Here is a 14711-nt window from a genome sequence, read left to right as displayed (position 1 = left end):
TGGATCACCTCAGTAAAAAGGCAGAAGAGAGAAGGGACAGTGCCTTCTCTCAATCTGGCTTATTATTTTTTGTCAGCAGCGAGACGGCAAACTGTTACGAATCCTGCAGCGACTAACGCTAGAATGGCTGAGATCAGGATTGCATTAAACGGAAGTCCTTGTGAAGCGGTGCCGCCCAAACCAGTCTTAGGCATTTCAGAAGGCATTTCTGCTTTGAACTTGTCAGGGAATTGGTCTACGATTGCTCCCGATAGTCCTTTTGATGTTTCAAACATATGTCCATAAGCTTCCCTTACTGAAGGGTAGGTGCTGGCGTAATCACCAGCAGTGTAGGTATCGAAAGCCGTTACTAATTGGTCAACATGCATTTGCAAGCCTTCTGCCAGGGCAGCTGCCGGCAGTCTGCCATCGGTTGCTGTTTCCAGGAATTTCGCGAAGGAATCCTTGTATTGGGAAAGTGCCGTCAGGGCTGCTTTTTTCCCTTCTTCGTCGTTTGCTCCAGTCGCTTTTACATAGTTGACAAAATGTCCGATGTGATCTGCCCACATCTGTTTGAATTGTTCGCCGGCTTCGGCTCCATATACTGAAGCGATGGCTGCGCTTAAGTCTTCAGTATTGGCGGATAGAGCCGCGGCCGATGCTTCAAAATCCTTTGAGCCGTCAATGCCGTTTTGCATCGCTGACACGGCCAGGCCGGCGTGCTCTGATAGCAGGTAATTCAAATCAGAGCGTAAGTCAGCTGCAGGAGTGACGGCCTGGTGGTTTTCAAATTTATCCGGGAATTGCATGACGATCGCATTGGAAAGTCCCTTGCTCACCATGTACATATGGTGGATTGCTTCCCGTTCGTATTCATATGCTTTTTCATAATCCCCTTCAACATAGGCATTGAATGCGCCGACCAGCTGGTCTACATGCATCTGCAATCCTTCAGCCAGGGCATCGGCTTCCAGTCGCTTTTCTGTTGCCGTGGAAAGGAAGTTCGAGAAGTCTTCTTTGTATTGTGCCAGTTCATCAAGGGCCGCTTTCTTTGCTGCTTCGTCGTTCCCTGCTGTTCCTTTGACATAATCCACAAAGAAACCAATGTGGGCTGACCACATATCCTTGAATTTCGCTCCTGCCTCATCACCGTATACAGAGGCAATCGCAGCGCTTAAATCGTCTGTGTTTCCTTGAAGGGCGGCGGCAGATTGTTCAAAGTCCTTCGCTCCATCGACACCTTTTCTCATTGTTTCAACTGCTAAATAAACATGTTCGCTAAGGAGCTGGTCAAGGGTAGCTCTTAAATCGACTGCTGAATCGGATACCGTGGGTTTTGCGTGATCATGTGCTGCTGCTGAGTTTGCTGCAACAGGAAGTAAGAGGGATAGGCTGAGTGGTACGGCAATCGTTGCTTTTTTAAAATTCATTATGAAATCTCTCCTTTGTTTTTGGTTTTCACTATGCTAACGGGAGAAATTTCAGGATGGATCACTTTTTTTGAAAAAATTTTTTTTATAAAAAGGACAGAAAAAAAGACCAATAAAATTGGCCCTAAAGAACTTTGTCATTGGTGTCTGCAGCAACATCATACTTATGATCAATCATTCGTATCAGTTTAATCGTTCTATTTACAAGAAAAAAAGTAAATGACAGGACAGAAAATGTTATAAAACTGTTCCAGCCCTTTCGGTATGTGACTAAATTCGTCTTTTTTTCAAGCCAGTGCTCCAATACCGTCATTGGGCCGCTAAAAAGAAATACACTCAACACCTCTTTAACTGGCTGCATTTTGTATGTGAATTGATTGTACATCACACAAGCTAAAGGAAATAGTATGTATAAAAATACGATGTTGGAGTCAAAGAGTTTTGGTAAATAACGATGTGGATATTTTACATATTTTCTCTTTACAATAGGGCCATCAAAAATGGTGGAGACAAATGTTTTAATGAAAAAAATAAGAAACCAGTCTTTTACATCACCTTTTTTTCGCGATAAAAAAAATAGGCTTCCTCCAATTCCAGCAACAGTCAATAAATTTAATATTGTCCGGTCTTTCATTTTATATTTACCCCTTTCAAAGAAAGACGCCGATTATACAGCTATTATTAGAAGAAGAAACAAGCGTTATACAAAAAAACAGGCCGGAAACGGATAAACTAAGCCCGTTTCAGGCCTGATGTTTTCTAAAGTTGAGAAGCTAAAACAATATCACCCTTTGGCTGTTTGCTGTCAGGAGTAGGTTCAAGCGTGACCGCAATGGTGGTCCAATTGTGCTCACCTTCGTAATTAACCGAGTACGAGACGGCACCAGTGCCTTCCGAATTAGTACGGAAAGTCCCTGCCCTGAACTTTTCGCCGGCTTCATCGATCAGCCAAACCTGGTAGGCTTCATTGCCGGTTAAAGGCTTGAGGTTGCTTGCCTGGACAACAAGGGCCATTCCTTCTTCTTTTTTGATCATGGCTGCTTCCGCGTTTCCTTCATATCCTTCAGAAACTGCCAATTGGACCTGCTTGACGATTACATCCGTTCCTTCCCGGGATGGATTCCTAAATTCCTGGCTATTTTGGTTCAAATAAAAGTAAGCGTTCGCCGATAAGGAGAGAAGCAATGACGCGGCCAGAAGGGGCTGAAGCCATCGGTAACTCCGGCGTTTGGTTCCTTTAGTTTCTACTGGTTCTTCAATTTCCTCAGTTTTTACTGGTTTCTCAAATTCCTTAATTTTTACTGGTTTCTCAAATTCCTTAATTTTTACTGGCTTCTCAAATTCCTCAGCTTTTTCTGTCTCTTCAAAAACGGAGGCAAGGATTCGGTCCTTCATTCCTTCAATCGGCTCGGCCAGTTCTGCTGAAAAAGGAAGATCAGCTGTCAGCATATTCAGTTCCTCCAGCTCATCACGGCAATCTTTGCAGGTGGCTAAATGGTTTTCAAATAAGGATTTTTCCTCATCGGTCAGTGTGTTATTAAAATAATCCAATAAACATTCACATGTCTTATGATCGGTCATAGCTATGATCCCTCCCTTCTCTGATTCCGCCTATTGTTTTATGCAGATGCTTAAGAGCCAATCGTATTCGTCCTTTTACCGTCCCAAGAGGGATCTGAAATGTATCTGCGATTTTTTGCTGTGAAAGGCCTTTAAAATAGAAAAGTTCCACTATTTGCTGCTGCTCTTCAGCCAATTGATTGATGGCCGCCCTGATCTCACTGCGTTTTTCTTTCCACTCTGCCACATCTTCCACCGAAGGTTCAGAGGATTTCAATGCATCGCGATCCTCAAGCTCGACATGGTTCTCATCCTTTTTACGCAGACAATCAATCGCAGCATATCTGGTTACGGTCAAGATCCACGAAGAAAATTTCCCTTTCGTTTCATCATACATTCCTGGTTTCGTCCACAGTTTGAGGAAAACATCCTGCACAATTTCCTCTGACAGATCACGCCTGCCAGTCATCCTGTATGCGAACGAAAACAGAAGCTTTTCATATCGGTCATATAAGAGTTCAAGTGCCCGTTTATCTTTTGCCTGCAAACGTGCATAAAGCTCGATATCATGTTCGCTCATCACTTTCTCCTTCTATATGTATTTTGTAACATCATAACCTATTTATTTAAAGATGTAATTTTAGAGTTTGCTAAGCTAACGATTTAAAGGCGGATAAAGATCATTTTTTTAAAAAAAAGGGAAACGGCCATTTAGTATAGAAAATACTGACAAACATGAGCAAAAAATGACCGGATTGCACCATGGTAACTTGATAGGATGTTTGTAAGGGAGTGAGTGATATGGCGTGGATTGAGGCTTTGCAAAAGGCGATTGACTATATGGAGGAGCATCTGCTGGATGAGATCACGGTGGAGGACATTGCGAAACAGGCCAATGCATCTCCATTCCATTTTCAGCGTACGTTTGCAATTCTGACGGATATCTCCGTTGGCGAATACTTGCGGCGCAGACGGCTTACGCTGGCAGCAGGTGAACTGTGCGGCAGCGATGCCAAGATTATTGACCTTGCACTGAAATATGGCTATGACACTCCTGAAGCATTTACAAAGGCTTTCCGCCGGCAGCATGGCATTTCGCCAAGTGAAGCGCGAAAGTACACTGGGAAGCTGAAATCATATAGCCGCCTGGGAATCCAGGTGAGTCTGAAGGGAGCGGAACCGATGCAGTACAGAGTGGTAGAACAAGAAGGTTTTGAAGTAGTTGGGATTAAAGAGGGATTCTCTTATGCCAATGGAGAAAATCTGGCGGGCATCCCCAATATGTGGGACAGAGCGAACCAGGATGGAACCTGTGATTTCTTGCTATGTAAAAATAACGGGCCTGTAAAAGGAGTTCTTGGTGTCTGTGTGGATCAAAGCAAAGTGCAGGAAAAGCAGATGGATTATTGGGTCGCTGCGGCATACGATGGGGAAACCCCTGATGGCTATTTGAAAATGGAGATACCTGCATCGAGATGGGCAATCTTCGAAGTCCACGGCCCAATGCCAGAAGCCATGCAAAAAGTGTGGAAGCAAATCTTTACCGAATGGTTTCCTTCAAGTGGATACGAACATGCCGGAACACCAGAACTCGAGGTCTATACAGCAGGGAACTCGGGCGACCCGGATTACTATTCCGAGGTTTGGATACCGGTTAAGTAAAAGTCTTCGCATTAGGAAGGTCGATTGACGGCTTTCCGTTAGAGGAAAATTGATAAGACTCTTGATAGAGCGCATGTTTAAACGATTTAATCAAACGTTTGATTAAATCGTTTTTTGTTTTAGGGAAGCAGCTAGATCAGCTTATGATACTAAAAACCATCCCTCTTTTTAAAAGAGAGATGGTTTCAAAGTTAATTGATTTCACGGATTTGTTGCTGGGTGATATGGGTGGAATGAATTGGCTCGGGTTCGTGCTTTTCCTGCAATCTCGCGGGCAGGCCCTGAATCGATTGGACGACTGTATCCAGCTTTGCTTCAATTCGGTGAAGCAAGTACAATGTCACGACGATCGGGAACCCAACATCACTAATGAACGGAATCAGCTGCTCCATGTGTGCTTCCTCCTTCCTGGAATTTTTAAAACAAGAGCCGGTCTCTGGAAGAAGACCGGCTCAAGCTTATTACACTAGTTCGTATTCGGTTACATTGCGTTCAACAACGCGTGCGCTGTGAACGGAAACAAGGGTTCCATTTGCTGGCAGGAATGCATTGGAAGCGATGATTTGCTCCATTGCCAGCTTGACTGCTGCTGGATCAACCGGCTCCGTCGGATTATCGACTGTCAGCTTAGCATACTTGCCAAGAGCGGTAGCGAATTGCAACTCAAGTGTTTTTGCCATGTTTTTCACCTCCTATTGATTTAGTAGATTGCCAGATTAGATGATTTCGAAGCTGTCGTTACGCTCTACAGAGCTTAACAAGTTTGCGCTAAGGCCACCAAGTGCGACAGCCGCCTGCTGAACCTGGTCAGCAGTAGCTTCCTTTCTCACATAGCGGTAAGTCTTAGGCTTGAAAATCGATTCGCCCTTCTCATCAACACCAGCCTCAAACATCAGCCTGATATTAGAATCCTTCAACATCGCCATTGCCATTTTGCCTCACCTCCTTTCACCTTCTATATACAAGTGAGGAAGGAAAAAGGACAGGGTGGGGGGAGATTATTATTGAAGCCATTCAATCGATCAAGGGTCTATGGACAAAACGGCGGGGAAAGAAGGGGGAATGGTCCGATAGAAGAGCTCTATCGGACAAACCGGAGGGGGAAGAAGGGAAAAGTGTTCCGATAGAAGAGCTTTATCGGACAAACCGGAGGGGGAAGAAGGGAAAAGTGTCCGATAGAAGGGCCTTATCGGACAAACCGGAGGGGGAAGAAGGGAAAAGTGTCCGATAGAAGGGCCTTATCGGACAAACATGGAGGAAAAAAAGAGAAAAGAGTCCAATAGAAGGCCGCTATCGGACAAACGCGGAGGAAAAGAGGAGAAAAGTGTCCGATAGTTCAAAAGCTGCATCATCAAAAAAGGAATTCTTCTTGAGCACCTTCCTCATGCTTCCTACCGTATTGTTTTGGATTTTGTTTTCAGGTAGTATGGTATTACTATTTTATGGAAGGGTGACTTGGGGCGATGATTGACTAATCCTGTTTGAGAATGAATTGGAATACATCGATTTTTCTGGATAGGGTTAGGCCTGCCTTCTTATAACCGAATGTTAAATATGAATATGCCTTGGCGTGTTCTGTTTTCTTTTATGGTTGAAGTGCTGCTCTCTATCCAGTCAGGAATAGGGGGTTTTTTTATGTCTGAAATGACGGATGATCAAAAAGTGGGCATGGGTGCATTGTTTAAAAATCAGGTGATCCGGACGATTTTGCTGTCGGTGCTGTTTCTGCAAATCGGGATCTGGGTCCGGAATTATTCGATCCTGTTGTATGTAATCGAGAAGACGAATGGGAACCCGATTGCGGTTTCTTTGATATCCGTTGCCGAATTTGCGCCGATTTTCTTGTTTTCGTTTATAGGAGGGACGTTTGCGGATCGCTGGCGGCCGAAGAGGACGATGATTTGGTGTGATCTGTTAAGTGCAGTATCTGTTTTCGTGGTACTGCTGACGTTGTTTTTTGGCAGCTGGAAAATGATTTTCTTCGCGACCTTGGTTTCTTCCATCCTGTCGCAATTTTCACAGCCGTCGGGAATGAAGCTGTTCAAGCAGCACGTACCAATGGAGCTTGTCCAGATGGGGATGTCGATGTACCAGACTGTTTTTGCGCTCTTTATGATTCTTGGGCCTATCCTTGGGACCTTTGTATATCAGCGTTTCGGCATTCTTGCGGCTATTGGTATTATGGGAATTGCCTTCATTTGCTCCGCAGCGGTCTTGCTAATGCTGCCGGCAGACAAGGAACCATCTCATGAAAAACAAAAAACAACTTTGATGGAAGAGATGAAGGCGGGGTTCCGCTATGTATTGAATAGCAAGGCGTTGTCGTTGCTGGGCGGCTGTTTCGCGGCAGCAGGTCTTGCCATCGGCTTGACCCAGCCACTCGGCGTATTTTTAATTACCGAGAGGCTGGGACTCCCTAAGGAAGAGCTTCAGTGGCTAATGGCTGCATTCGGAGTGGGAATGATTCTAGGCGGAGGGATCACAGTTGCGATTTCGAGAAAGGTTCATCCGCAGGTGTTGCTGGCGATCGGTATGGCAGCCAGTGCGATCGGGTTCATCGGGATGGGATTATCAACCGTATTCTGGCTGACATTGACGGCACAATTTTTCTCTGGTTTGTTCATGCCCTGCATCCACATCGGAATCAACACGATGATTTTACAAAACACCGAAGAATCCTTCATTGGAAGGGTGAATGGCATCCTCAACCCGCTCTTCATGGGGGCAATGGTCATCACCATGTCAGCGGCAGGATGGCTGAAAACACACCTTTCCATTGTTTACATTTATGAAGCATCAGCCGTTCTGCTCTTAATCGGGATTGTGATTTTGGTTCCGTTAATGAAAAAGAATCCGAAGGCAAGCCTGGAAAAGGGAGTTTAAGTGTTAAAGGAGGTCCTTTTTATAAGGGCCTCCTTTTCTTTTTATGACAAAATCCTCTTTTCACCTTCAAGCGCCTGAATCGGGTTGATGTTCTGTGTGAATTCGAGTGTGCCGATATATTGATTGTTTTCATCGCGGACCGCGAAGTAGCGGATGTACACGAATTTGTCGCGAACTTTGATCCAGAAATCTTCGGTATCTTTTTTGCCAGCTTTGAAGTCGCGCAAAAGATCCTCGACGACATGGACGCTTCTCGGCGGGTGGCAATTCTGGACAGTGCGGCCGATGACGGCTTTTGTGCGGGCGAAAATCCTTTCTTTTCCGTGTGAGAAGTAGCGAACCACATCGTCCTGGTCGATGAAGGTGATGTCGACTGGCAAGTGATTCAACAGCAATTCGAGCTGCTTCAATGACAGGATGCCTGTCTCCATTTTGATATATCCTTCAGAAATTGCATCTGTGTCAAGATGTCTTCGGGCCGGCTTCCATTCCTCAGTTGGCGACGTCAGGCAATAGCCGATCTCATCACTTTCATGGGCGATTTTTACCCATTCATCTTCGGTAAAATTCTGCAATGCCATCGGGAAGAGGATGTTTTCCTCTCTGTAAATCATTTCACTCACTTCCCTGAGGACAAACTGGACCTCTTCGATGACGCCTTTTTTATCGCCGTCATAGTTGGTTAGCTTTTTCTTTGCCAGTTTGATGCCGTCACGGATGAAATCGTCTATGCGCCACATATTGGTTGTTGGGCCGTAAATCCCGTACTTTTCCAGGTAAGGGAAGATCAAGTTCTCCTTGCGGCTGTAGTGCTTGTCAATGTCATAAAGCAGGTTGCAATCCTCCAGGAGCAGAGTGATATTTTCAGCACTATCTTCCATAGCGAATTGCTCAAGGTGAACGCGAAGTCGATATTGTAAAAGCTGCTCAATCTCACGGTTTTCCATTTCGAATGTATGGACGGGGTGTCCAGGCTGATTTTCTGGCCCGTACACTGAGTTGTTCTCATCGATCGCTCCTTTAAAAAGCTCGGAGTGAGCATGATAGATCCTCTGCATTTCCGTAACGGATATATCGCCTTCGATTAGCTCGACATGCTGCAGGCCGGCGATTTCATTGATGGTTATTTTTCCGATAAAAGCATCAAAGTGAGCCTTGACCTCATTCACGTTTTTTCCATCATGCAAATCTTTGAAAAGCTGCTTTAAAGTAGTCTTTCGCCTTGCTGGGTCCATTGCTTTCAATTCACGATTATTTATCATTTCACTCATGATAATCTTTCCTCCTAGAGTGTGTATTGGTTATAACTGATAATGTTTCTCATGCTAAAAATAACACTTATCGAAACACAAAGAAGTGATACAAATCATTCCTTGACGTTTTTTTCATAGAAATTCAATGGTATGATGAAACGAGCAAAAAATAGAGAGGGGAATGACGAAATGACCTGGTGGGAATATCTTTTGTCTTACGAAGTGCTGAAAAACCTGGGGATCTCCATAGGAATCTTCTTCTTGTTCCTTTTGTTTCGAAAGCTTTTCACAAAATATGTGTTCAGGCTGATGTTGAAGCTGGGCCAGAAAACGCCGACTGAACTTTTCACCAGTATGACTGTCGCATTTGAGCAGCCAATCCGATGGTTGTTTATCATTATAGGAATCTATGTTGCCGCGGATTATTTCCCGTTCATGGAGCAATCGAATCCGCTATTCTTAAAGATTGTCAGAGCCTCAATCATCATGCTGATCGCATGGGGCTTCTATAATCTGTCTTCAGGATCATCGCTGCTTTTCATGAAAATCAATGATCGTTTTAATATGGAAATCGACCAGATCCTGATTCCGTTTTTTTCGAAGGCGATCCGGTTCATCATCGTCGCGATAAGCATCAGCATTATCGCGCAGGTTTTTGAGTACGATGTGAATGGATTTATTGCCGGCCTTGGACTCGGCGGACTTGCGTTTGCGCTGGCAGCAAAGGACGCGATCGGGAATCTGTTTGGCGGCATCATCATCATTACAGAGAAACCTTTTACGATTGGTGATTGGATCAAGACGCCGAGTGTCGAGGGGACAGTAGAGGACATTTCCTTCAGAAGCACGAGGGTGCGCACCTTCGCGCAAGCTGTTGTCACTGTTCCGAACGCCATTTTAGCGAATGAATCGATCACGAATTGGAGCAAGATGGGGAAAAGACAAATTACCTTTAAACTTGGCGTAACCTATGACACACCTAGAATGAAGCTGCAAAGAACGATCCACAGAATTGAAGAGATGCTGATATCAAACGACGACATCCATCCGGATACGATTTTTGTGAAGTTTGACGAGTACAATGACAGCAGCCTCGACATCTTCCTTTACTTCTTCACGAAAACCACCGTCTGGGCAGAATACCTGGATGTGAAGGAAGAAATCAATTTCGCGATCATGGAAATTCTTGAAGAAGAAGGGGTATCCGTCGCGTTCCCAAGCCGGACACTTTATTTGGAGACACAGGGAGAGACTGCTGGGAGGGTTGCGGAGTCAATATAGCACAAAGAAAAGCCGGGGAGAATTTCAGGCTTCTCTTTGTGTAAACAGTTGTTAGGAGCATTGATCTTAGAAGGGATTAATGCTCTTTTTATTGAATATTACAAGTAATCCGAAGGTGTTTAAAACAGTAGTTTGAATGAGCACGATCATGTAATGTTGAAAATTTTGGTGTGTAAACAAAGAGGAGAATCATAATGGAAATAGTATATTTTGCAGGTGGATGTTTATGGGGAGTCCAAGCTTTTATAAAAACTTTACCTGGAGTTCAGTTTACAGAAGCGGGAAGAGCGAATGGAACAACTCAATCACTTGATGGTGAGTATGATGGATACGCCGAATGCGTGAAAACAGGATTTGATCCAAAGGTTGTAACGATGAAGGAATTAATGGGATATTTTTTTGAAATTATTGATCCCTATAGTTTGAATAAACAAGGACAGGATGTTGGCAAAAAATACAGAACAGGAGTATATAGTGAAAACCCTGAACACTTAATAGAGGCGAAGGCGTTTCTTAGTGAGAGAGATGATTATGACCTTATAGTTGTTGAAGTATTACCTCTTACAAACTATGTAAGAAGTGCAGAAGAACATCAGGATAGGTTAGCTAAATGTCCAAATGATTATTGTCATATTCCAGAAGAAATCTTAAGTAAATATAAGTAAGGAAGAGCATTAAAAGATGGTGTGTGGACTCTATGCTTTACTATTTAACAAGCATATGATGCAGCTTTCTTATTGTAAAAAAGGTGCAGGATAGTGAAGGAAGGGCTTTTGATAAAGTAGGAAGACTTTTCCTGATTTGAGTTACCAACAAGACTTAAAATAACCGGAGATTCTCCGGTTAGACTGCAGAATAAGGCTCGTTTGGGTGGAAGTAAGCTGAGAATTTCCGATTAAACGGTGCAAAATTGTCCATTTGACTGTTTTTTAGGTCGATAGTCGGAATTTCTCCGGCTATTTGAGCTATTTTTAGAGCTTTTTCGAAATTAAGGGAAATTTCTCCGCTTATTTATCAACCTGCCGCTGATTCCCTCATCCGTGTCCGGGAAGGTCCGCTCTTTTATGGCTGGGCGGGGCAGAAAAAAGGTATTCTTGAATAATCACGAATTGCTTCTTGAACTATTGAGTGCTTATATAAAATAAGGATTGTCTATATTAGATGTGAAAACATCATAAAACAGAAAAATGGCGTGCCAAAACTGATGTCAGTTTTACACGCCATTTTCATTGTCATTTATAGAATATGGACCTGAATTAGAAAGTTATTCTTGAGTTTTTACGCTGCTTCAGACTCTTTGGAGTGAACTTGTTTCATAAATTCGTTCACATCGGATGGTACTTTGCGGTCGAGTTTTGAAACGATATAGACGGACAGGAATCCGATTGGCACAGTGATGATTCCAGGTACGTTGAACTGCAGGAACTCTGGCAGTGTCGTCTTGAAGAAAATCATGTACATGGAGGCAACGAGGCCGAGAACAAGGCCGGCGATGGCTCCTTTTTCGGTCATTCCTCTCCACCAGATGCCAAGGATGAAGATTGGAGTGAACGTACTGGCCGCAACGGTGAAGGCTAGGGCGACCAGGTGGCCGATGGATGCTTCTTTTACCATAAGACCAAGGATTCCGTATAAAACACCTAGCACGATGATGGAGGCTTTTCCAGCGATTACGCGCTCTTTTTCAGTAATGTTTTTACGGAAGAAGGTTGCGTACAAATCATGGGCCAGGGCACCGGAGCTTGCGATGAACAGCCCGGAAAGGTTCGAGAAGACGGCTGCGAACGCGCCGGCGATGACGAGGCCAAGCAGCCATTCTCCGCCAAGGGCCTGTGCAGTTGACGGGACAACCATGTTGTTGCCGCCTGCGATCAGATCTTTCATGACCGCTGGATCAGCGTTGCCAGTCAGGAAGATTGAGCGTCCGACTACACCAAGGTAAACAGCGAACAAGAAGAATGCACTCGCGATTCCAATTGCCATCAAGGCAGATCTGCGCGCAGCTTTTGCACTTGGATTTGTGTAGAAGCGCAAAAGAATGTGCGGAAGCCCGATTGTACCAAGTGAAAGCCCAATTGTCATCGACATCGTCTGCCAGAATGACGGGAAGTAGTTGCCTGTTCCTGTCCAGACAGAACCGTCAAACGGAATATCTTTTCCATCAGAAGTGAAGCTTGCTGTACCTGTAATCGTACCTTTGAACTCATTGATTGATGCAAGGATATCCTGATAATGAAGTCCGCCCCAGATGGCTGCGCCGACCATGAGGAGGAACGCGCCAAGGCGAATCCATAATTCAAGCGCCTGGTTAAGGGTGGTCCCCTTCATGCCGCCGATTCCTACATAGAAAATCATCACGGAGCAGGTAAAAATGATTCCGAATTCATAGCTGGTGCCAAAAAACATGCTTAGAATCTGGGCAGCACCAAGGAGCTGAGGGGCTGCATAGAAACCTGATATTGCGAGTACGACAGCGACGGCTGCAAGGCGGGCACGCCGGCTGTGGAAGCGGTAAGCCAAAAAGTCAGCGACTGTATAGGCCCCAAACCGGCGAAGCGGTCCAGCGACGAAAATCGCCAATAGTGTCAAGCCGATCGAGAAGCAAAATGCATAGTAGGCACCGTCATAGCCTAGCTGATAGGTTAGACCGGCAATCCCGAGGAAAGTCGCAGCGCTCAAATAATCGCCGCCTATCGCCGAGCCGTTGGTGAACCAGCCGAAGCTGCGTCCCCCGACGAAGTAGTCGGAAGCAGTTGCGCTTCTTTTAGTAAGATAAGTGATATAAACAATGGTTCCCATCAGGATCAACGTTAACAGGAATTTAGGCTCGAGGAATGTGGACATCAGCCAATCCTCCTTCCATCAGCAGGGGCTGAGGATTGCTCTGATTGACTTTTCTTCAGGCGTTTTTCATATAAAGTTGTATGGATGAGGGCTATGACGAACGCCATCGCCATCGCGACAATGCTTGTGAAGAACCAGCTGTAGGTCATGCCGCCCCACATCCGGGAGAACATGAACTCTCCTGCATACCAATTTAAAATAGGAATGGAAAGAATGAATACATAATAAAAGACCGTAAGTTTAATGCCAGTACTGAATTCACTTTTCATGATTTGCTTTGTTTCCGGATCAAGCGGCTCTAGCTCGCTGACGTCAATTGTATCAGCCGCTACATAATTATACTCCCGATAGTCCCCTGCCAATTATGATTCCCCCTAGTTAATATTTTGGCTTTACCCGTTATCAAGATTTCCCTCCTTTAGGCAAGCCATGATATGATTAAATTGATTGTACGATAGAGAATTGTCCAATACCTTACAATAAATTATCAGAAATATACAAATATTTAATATAATTTAAATTTTCATTCACCGATGTGAATATTTCAAGGGGGTGGTATGGTTGCATTCAATTTGGCTTGCAGTGGAAGATGAAGGGGAGTATGGTAAGCTGGCTGCGTGGATTCTGGAAGAATGCCCCGATAATTGTAAGCTCGTAGACGAAGAGAATGGTATACATATCGCAATCATTGAAGTGAACAAATGGCATGATTGGGTAAAAATACACCGGTTTCGCAAACGGAATAAAGGCTGCCGGGTCATTCCGCTGCTGGACCCGTCACTTTTGCACACCTCGCCGCTGGCAATCGAGTTCAAGCTTACATACCTTCTGGTGAAATCGGTGAAAAAACGGATTTTTTTACGTACCTTAAAGCGAGCGGTCGACGAGATTGAAAGTGAGAATACCAGATTCGCAGAAAGCGAGGAAGTGTTCCATCATTTCCATTCAGAGCAGGCTCTCGGTAGTAATGCCTTGCCTTTTAAGGAAGCCTTTTTGCGGAAATTGCTTTCCGGGGATGTGAAGACAGAGGAGGAGCTTCTGCAATCCCGTTTTTTCCTGCGGGGGGAAGCCGTTCCGAATGTGGTCTGTTTTATTCAGGGATTCGTCCGCTGTCCGGCTAAACGGATGCAAGAAGACTGGCAGGCGCCGATGGTCATCCAGGAATTTTTTAAAAAGCAGTTTGAGGGGTACCAGCTCACCTTCCTGTCATATAGGAAACATTTGCTGATGCTGCTCCAGGTGCCGTCCGAGCATGGTTCATTGAAGCACTGGAAAGAGGGGGAAGGGCGAATCCTTGAGACAATCGAGTCTTTGGAAAATGAATACGGGATACAGCTTTATATTGGTGTAGGCTCCATTTATCGCGAACCGCTGATGCTGCACCACTCGTACAAAGAAGCTTGTAAAGCAAGACGGACCTCGCCATACGAAAGATTGCAGCTCCGTTATTTTGAGGAAATAACGAAAGACATGCAAATTCAAAAGTGTAGCGAGTATATTGCCCAATACTGTACGGAGGACTTGTCCATCAAGCAGGTTGCCGATCAAATCAATCTCAGCGTCCCATATTTCAGCCGAATTTTTAAACAGGAAACCGGTCGCAGCTTCGTCGAATATGTCACATTCGTCCGCATGCAGCGCGCTGTCTGGCTGCTGCGCCACACTGACCACACTGTCGAAGCCATCGCCGAAGAACTGGGGTATAACACCCCCAACTACTTCAGCGGGACATTTAAAAAATATGTTGGTCTGTCACCAAGGGACTACAGGGCGACTGAGGAGATTATTTTTGTTTAGGGAAAGCTAGGACAATACCGAT

Annotated in this window: 15 protein-coding genes; 5 read left to right on the top strand and 10 right to left on the bottom strand. The window is 44.8% G+C overall.

Features of this window, described 5'->3' with window-relative positions; genetic code table 11:
- Positions 1 to 62 precede the first annotated feature (62 nt).
- The 4 genes from J7E37_RS17540 to J7E37_RS17525 form a co-directional block, all read right to left on the bottom strand.
- Positions 63 to 1409 carry a copper amine oxidase gene (locus J7E37_RS17540; protein ID WP_215025703.1) on the bottom strand — a complete coding sequence of 449 codons (1347 nt, stop codon included), beginning with the start codon at positions 1407 to 1409 and terminating at the stop codon, positions 63 to 65.
- A gap of 124 nt (positions 1410 to 1533) precedes the next feature.
- A complete protein-coding gene (locus J7E37_RS17535; RefSeq protein ID WP_215025700.1) occupies positions 1534 to 2043 on the bottom strand; it encodes a CBO0543 family protein in 510 nt (169 codons plus the stop codon).
- Positions 2044 to 2168: 125 nt separating this feature from the next.
- On the bottom strand, positions 2169 to 2990 hold the full coding sequence (locus J7E37_RS17530; protein WP_215025697.1) for an anti-sigma factor: 822 nt from the start codon (positions 2988 to 2990) through the stop codon (positions 2169 to 2171).
- Positions 2977 to 3549 carry an RNA polymerase sigma factor gene (locus J7E37_RS17525; RefSeq protein ID WP_215025695.1) on the bottom strand — a complete coding sequence of 191 codons (573 nt, stop codon included), beginning with the start codon at positions 3547 to 3549 and terminating at the stop codon, positions 2977 to 2979. The genes J7E37_RS17530 and J7E37_RS17525 overlap by 14 nt, the downstream gene beginning before the upstream one ends.
- A gap of 221 nt (positions 3550 to 3770) precedes the next feature.
- Here J7E37_RS17525 and J7E37_RS17520 point away from each other — a divergent pair, with 221 nt between their 5' ends.
- Complete coding sequence (locus J7E37_RS17520; RefSeq protein ID WP_215025692.1) at positions 3771 to 4631, top strand: AraC family transcriptional regulator; 861 nt, start codon at positions 3771 to 3773, stop codon at positions 4629 to 4631.
- Positions 4632 to 4822: 191 nt separating this feature from the next.
- Here the strand turns inward: J7E37_RS17520 and J7E37_RS17515 are convergent, their stop codons facing one another.
- The 3 genes from J7E37_RS17515 to J7E37_RS17505 form a co-directional block, all read right to left on the bottom strand.
- Positions 4823 to 5023 (bottom strand): YvrJ family protein, encoded by a 201-nt coding sequence (locus J7E37_RS17515; protein ID WP_215025689.1) that lies wholly within the window; start codon positions 5021 to 5023, stop codon positions 4823 to 4825.
- Between the two features lie 69 nt (positions 5024 to 5092).
- The gene (locus J7E37_RS17510; RefSeq protein ID WP_215025686.1) at positions 5093 to 5311 is read right to left on the bottom strand and encodes a DUF2922 domain-containing protein; all 219 of its coding nucleotides are present in this window, start codon (positions 5309 to 5311) and stop codon (positions 5093 to 5095) included.
- Between the two features lie 36 nt (positions 5312 to 5347).
- Positions 5348 to 5563, bottom strand: a complete 216-nt coding sequence (locus tag J7E37_RS17505; protein WP_215025684.1) for a DUF1659 domain-containing protein — start codon at positions 5561 to 5563, stop codon at positions 5348 to 5350.
- A 703-nt stretch (positions 5564 to 6266) separates the two neighbouring features.
- Between J7E37_RS17505 and J7E37_RS17500 the strand changes: the two genes are divergently transcribed.
- On the top strand, positions 6267 to 7514 hold the full coding sequence (locus tag J7E37_RS17500) for an MFS transporter (protein WP_251009730.1): 1248 nt from the start codon (positions 6267 to 6269) through the stop codon (positions 7512 to 7514).
- A gap of 41 nt (positions 7515 to 7555) precedes the next feature.
- Here the strand turns inward: J7E37_RS17500 and J7E37_RS17495 are convergent, their stop codons facing one another.
- On the bottom strand, positions 7556 to 8785 hold the full coding sequence (locus J7E37_RS17495) for a DUF438 domain-containing protein (protein ID WP_215025681.1): 1230 nt from the start codon (positions 8783 to 8785) through the stop codon (positions 7556 to 7558).
- 171 nt (positions 8786 to 8956) lie between these two features.
- Between J7E37_RS17495 and J7E37_RS17490 the strand changes: the two genes are divergently transcribed.
- Both J7E37_RS17490 and J7E37_RS17485 read left to right on the top strand, forming a co-directional pair.
- Positions 8957 to 10048 (top strand): mechanosensitive ion channel family protein, encoded by a 1092-nt coding sequence (locus J7E37_RS17490; protein WP_215025677.1) that lies wholly within the window; start codon positions 8957 to 8959, stop codon positions 10046 to 10048.
- A gap of 194 nt (positions 10049 to 10242) precedes the next feature.
- Complete coding sequence (locus J7E37_RS17485; RefSeq protein ID WP_215025674.1) at positions 10243 to 10713, top strand: peptide-methionine (S)-S-oxide reductase; 471 nt, start codon at positions 10243 to 10245, stop codon at positions 10711 to 10713.
- A gap of 613 nt (positions 10714 to 11326) precedes the next feature.
- Here the strand turns inward: J7E37_RS17485 and J7E37_RS17480 are convergent.
- Together J7E37_RS17480 and J7E37_RS17475 are read right to left on the bottom strand one after the other, a co-directional pair.
- Positions 11327 to 12892, bottom strand: coding sequence for a sodium/solute symporter (locus J7E37_RS17480; RefSeq protein WP_251009729.1), 1566 nt, complete (start codon positions 12890 to 12892; stop codon positions 11327 to 11329).
- Positions 12892 to 13254 (bottom strand): hypothetical protein, encoded by a 363-nt coding sequence (locus J7E37_RS17475; protein WP_215025671.1) that lies wholly within the window; start codon positions 13252 to 13254, stop codon positions 12892 to 12894. Before J7E37_RS17475 ends, J7E37_RS17480 begins: the two co-directional genes overlap by 1 nt.
- Before the next feature lie 199 nt (positions 13255 to 13453).
- Here J7E37_RS17475 and J7E37_RS17470 point away from each other — a divergent pair, with 199 nt between their 5' ends.
- The gene (locus tag J7E37_RS17470) at positions 13454 to 14689 is read left to right on the top strand and encodes a helix-turn-helix domain-containing protein (RefSeq protein WP_215025668.1); all 1236 of its coding nucleotides are present in this window, start codon (positions 13454 to 13456) and stop codon (positions 14687 to 14689) included.
- Positions 14690 to 14711: the final 22 nt, after the last annotated feature.

This window comes from Bacillus sp. ISL-39 (genome assembly GCF_018613295.1).
Lineage (GTDB): Bacteria > Bacillota > Bacilli > Bacillales > Cytobacillaceae > Mesobacillus.
This window is presented reverse-complemented; position numbering and strand designations above follow the sequence as displayed.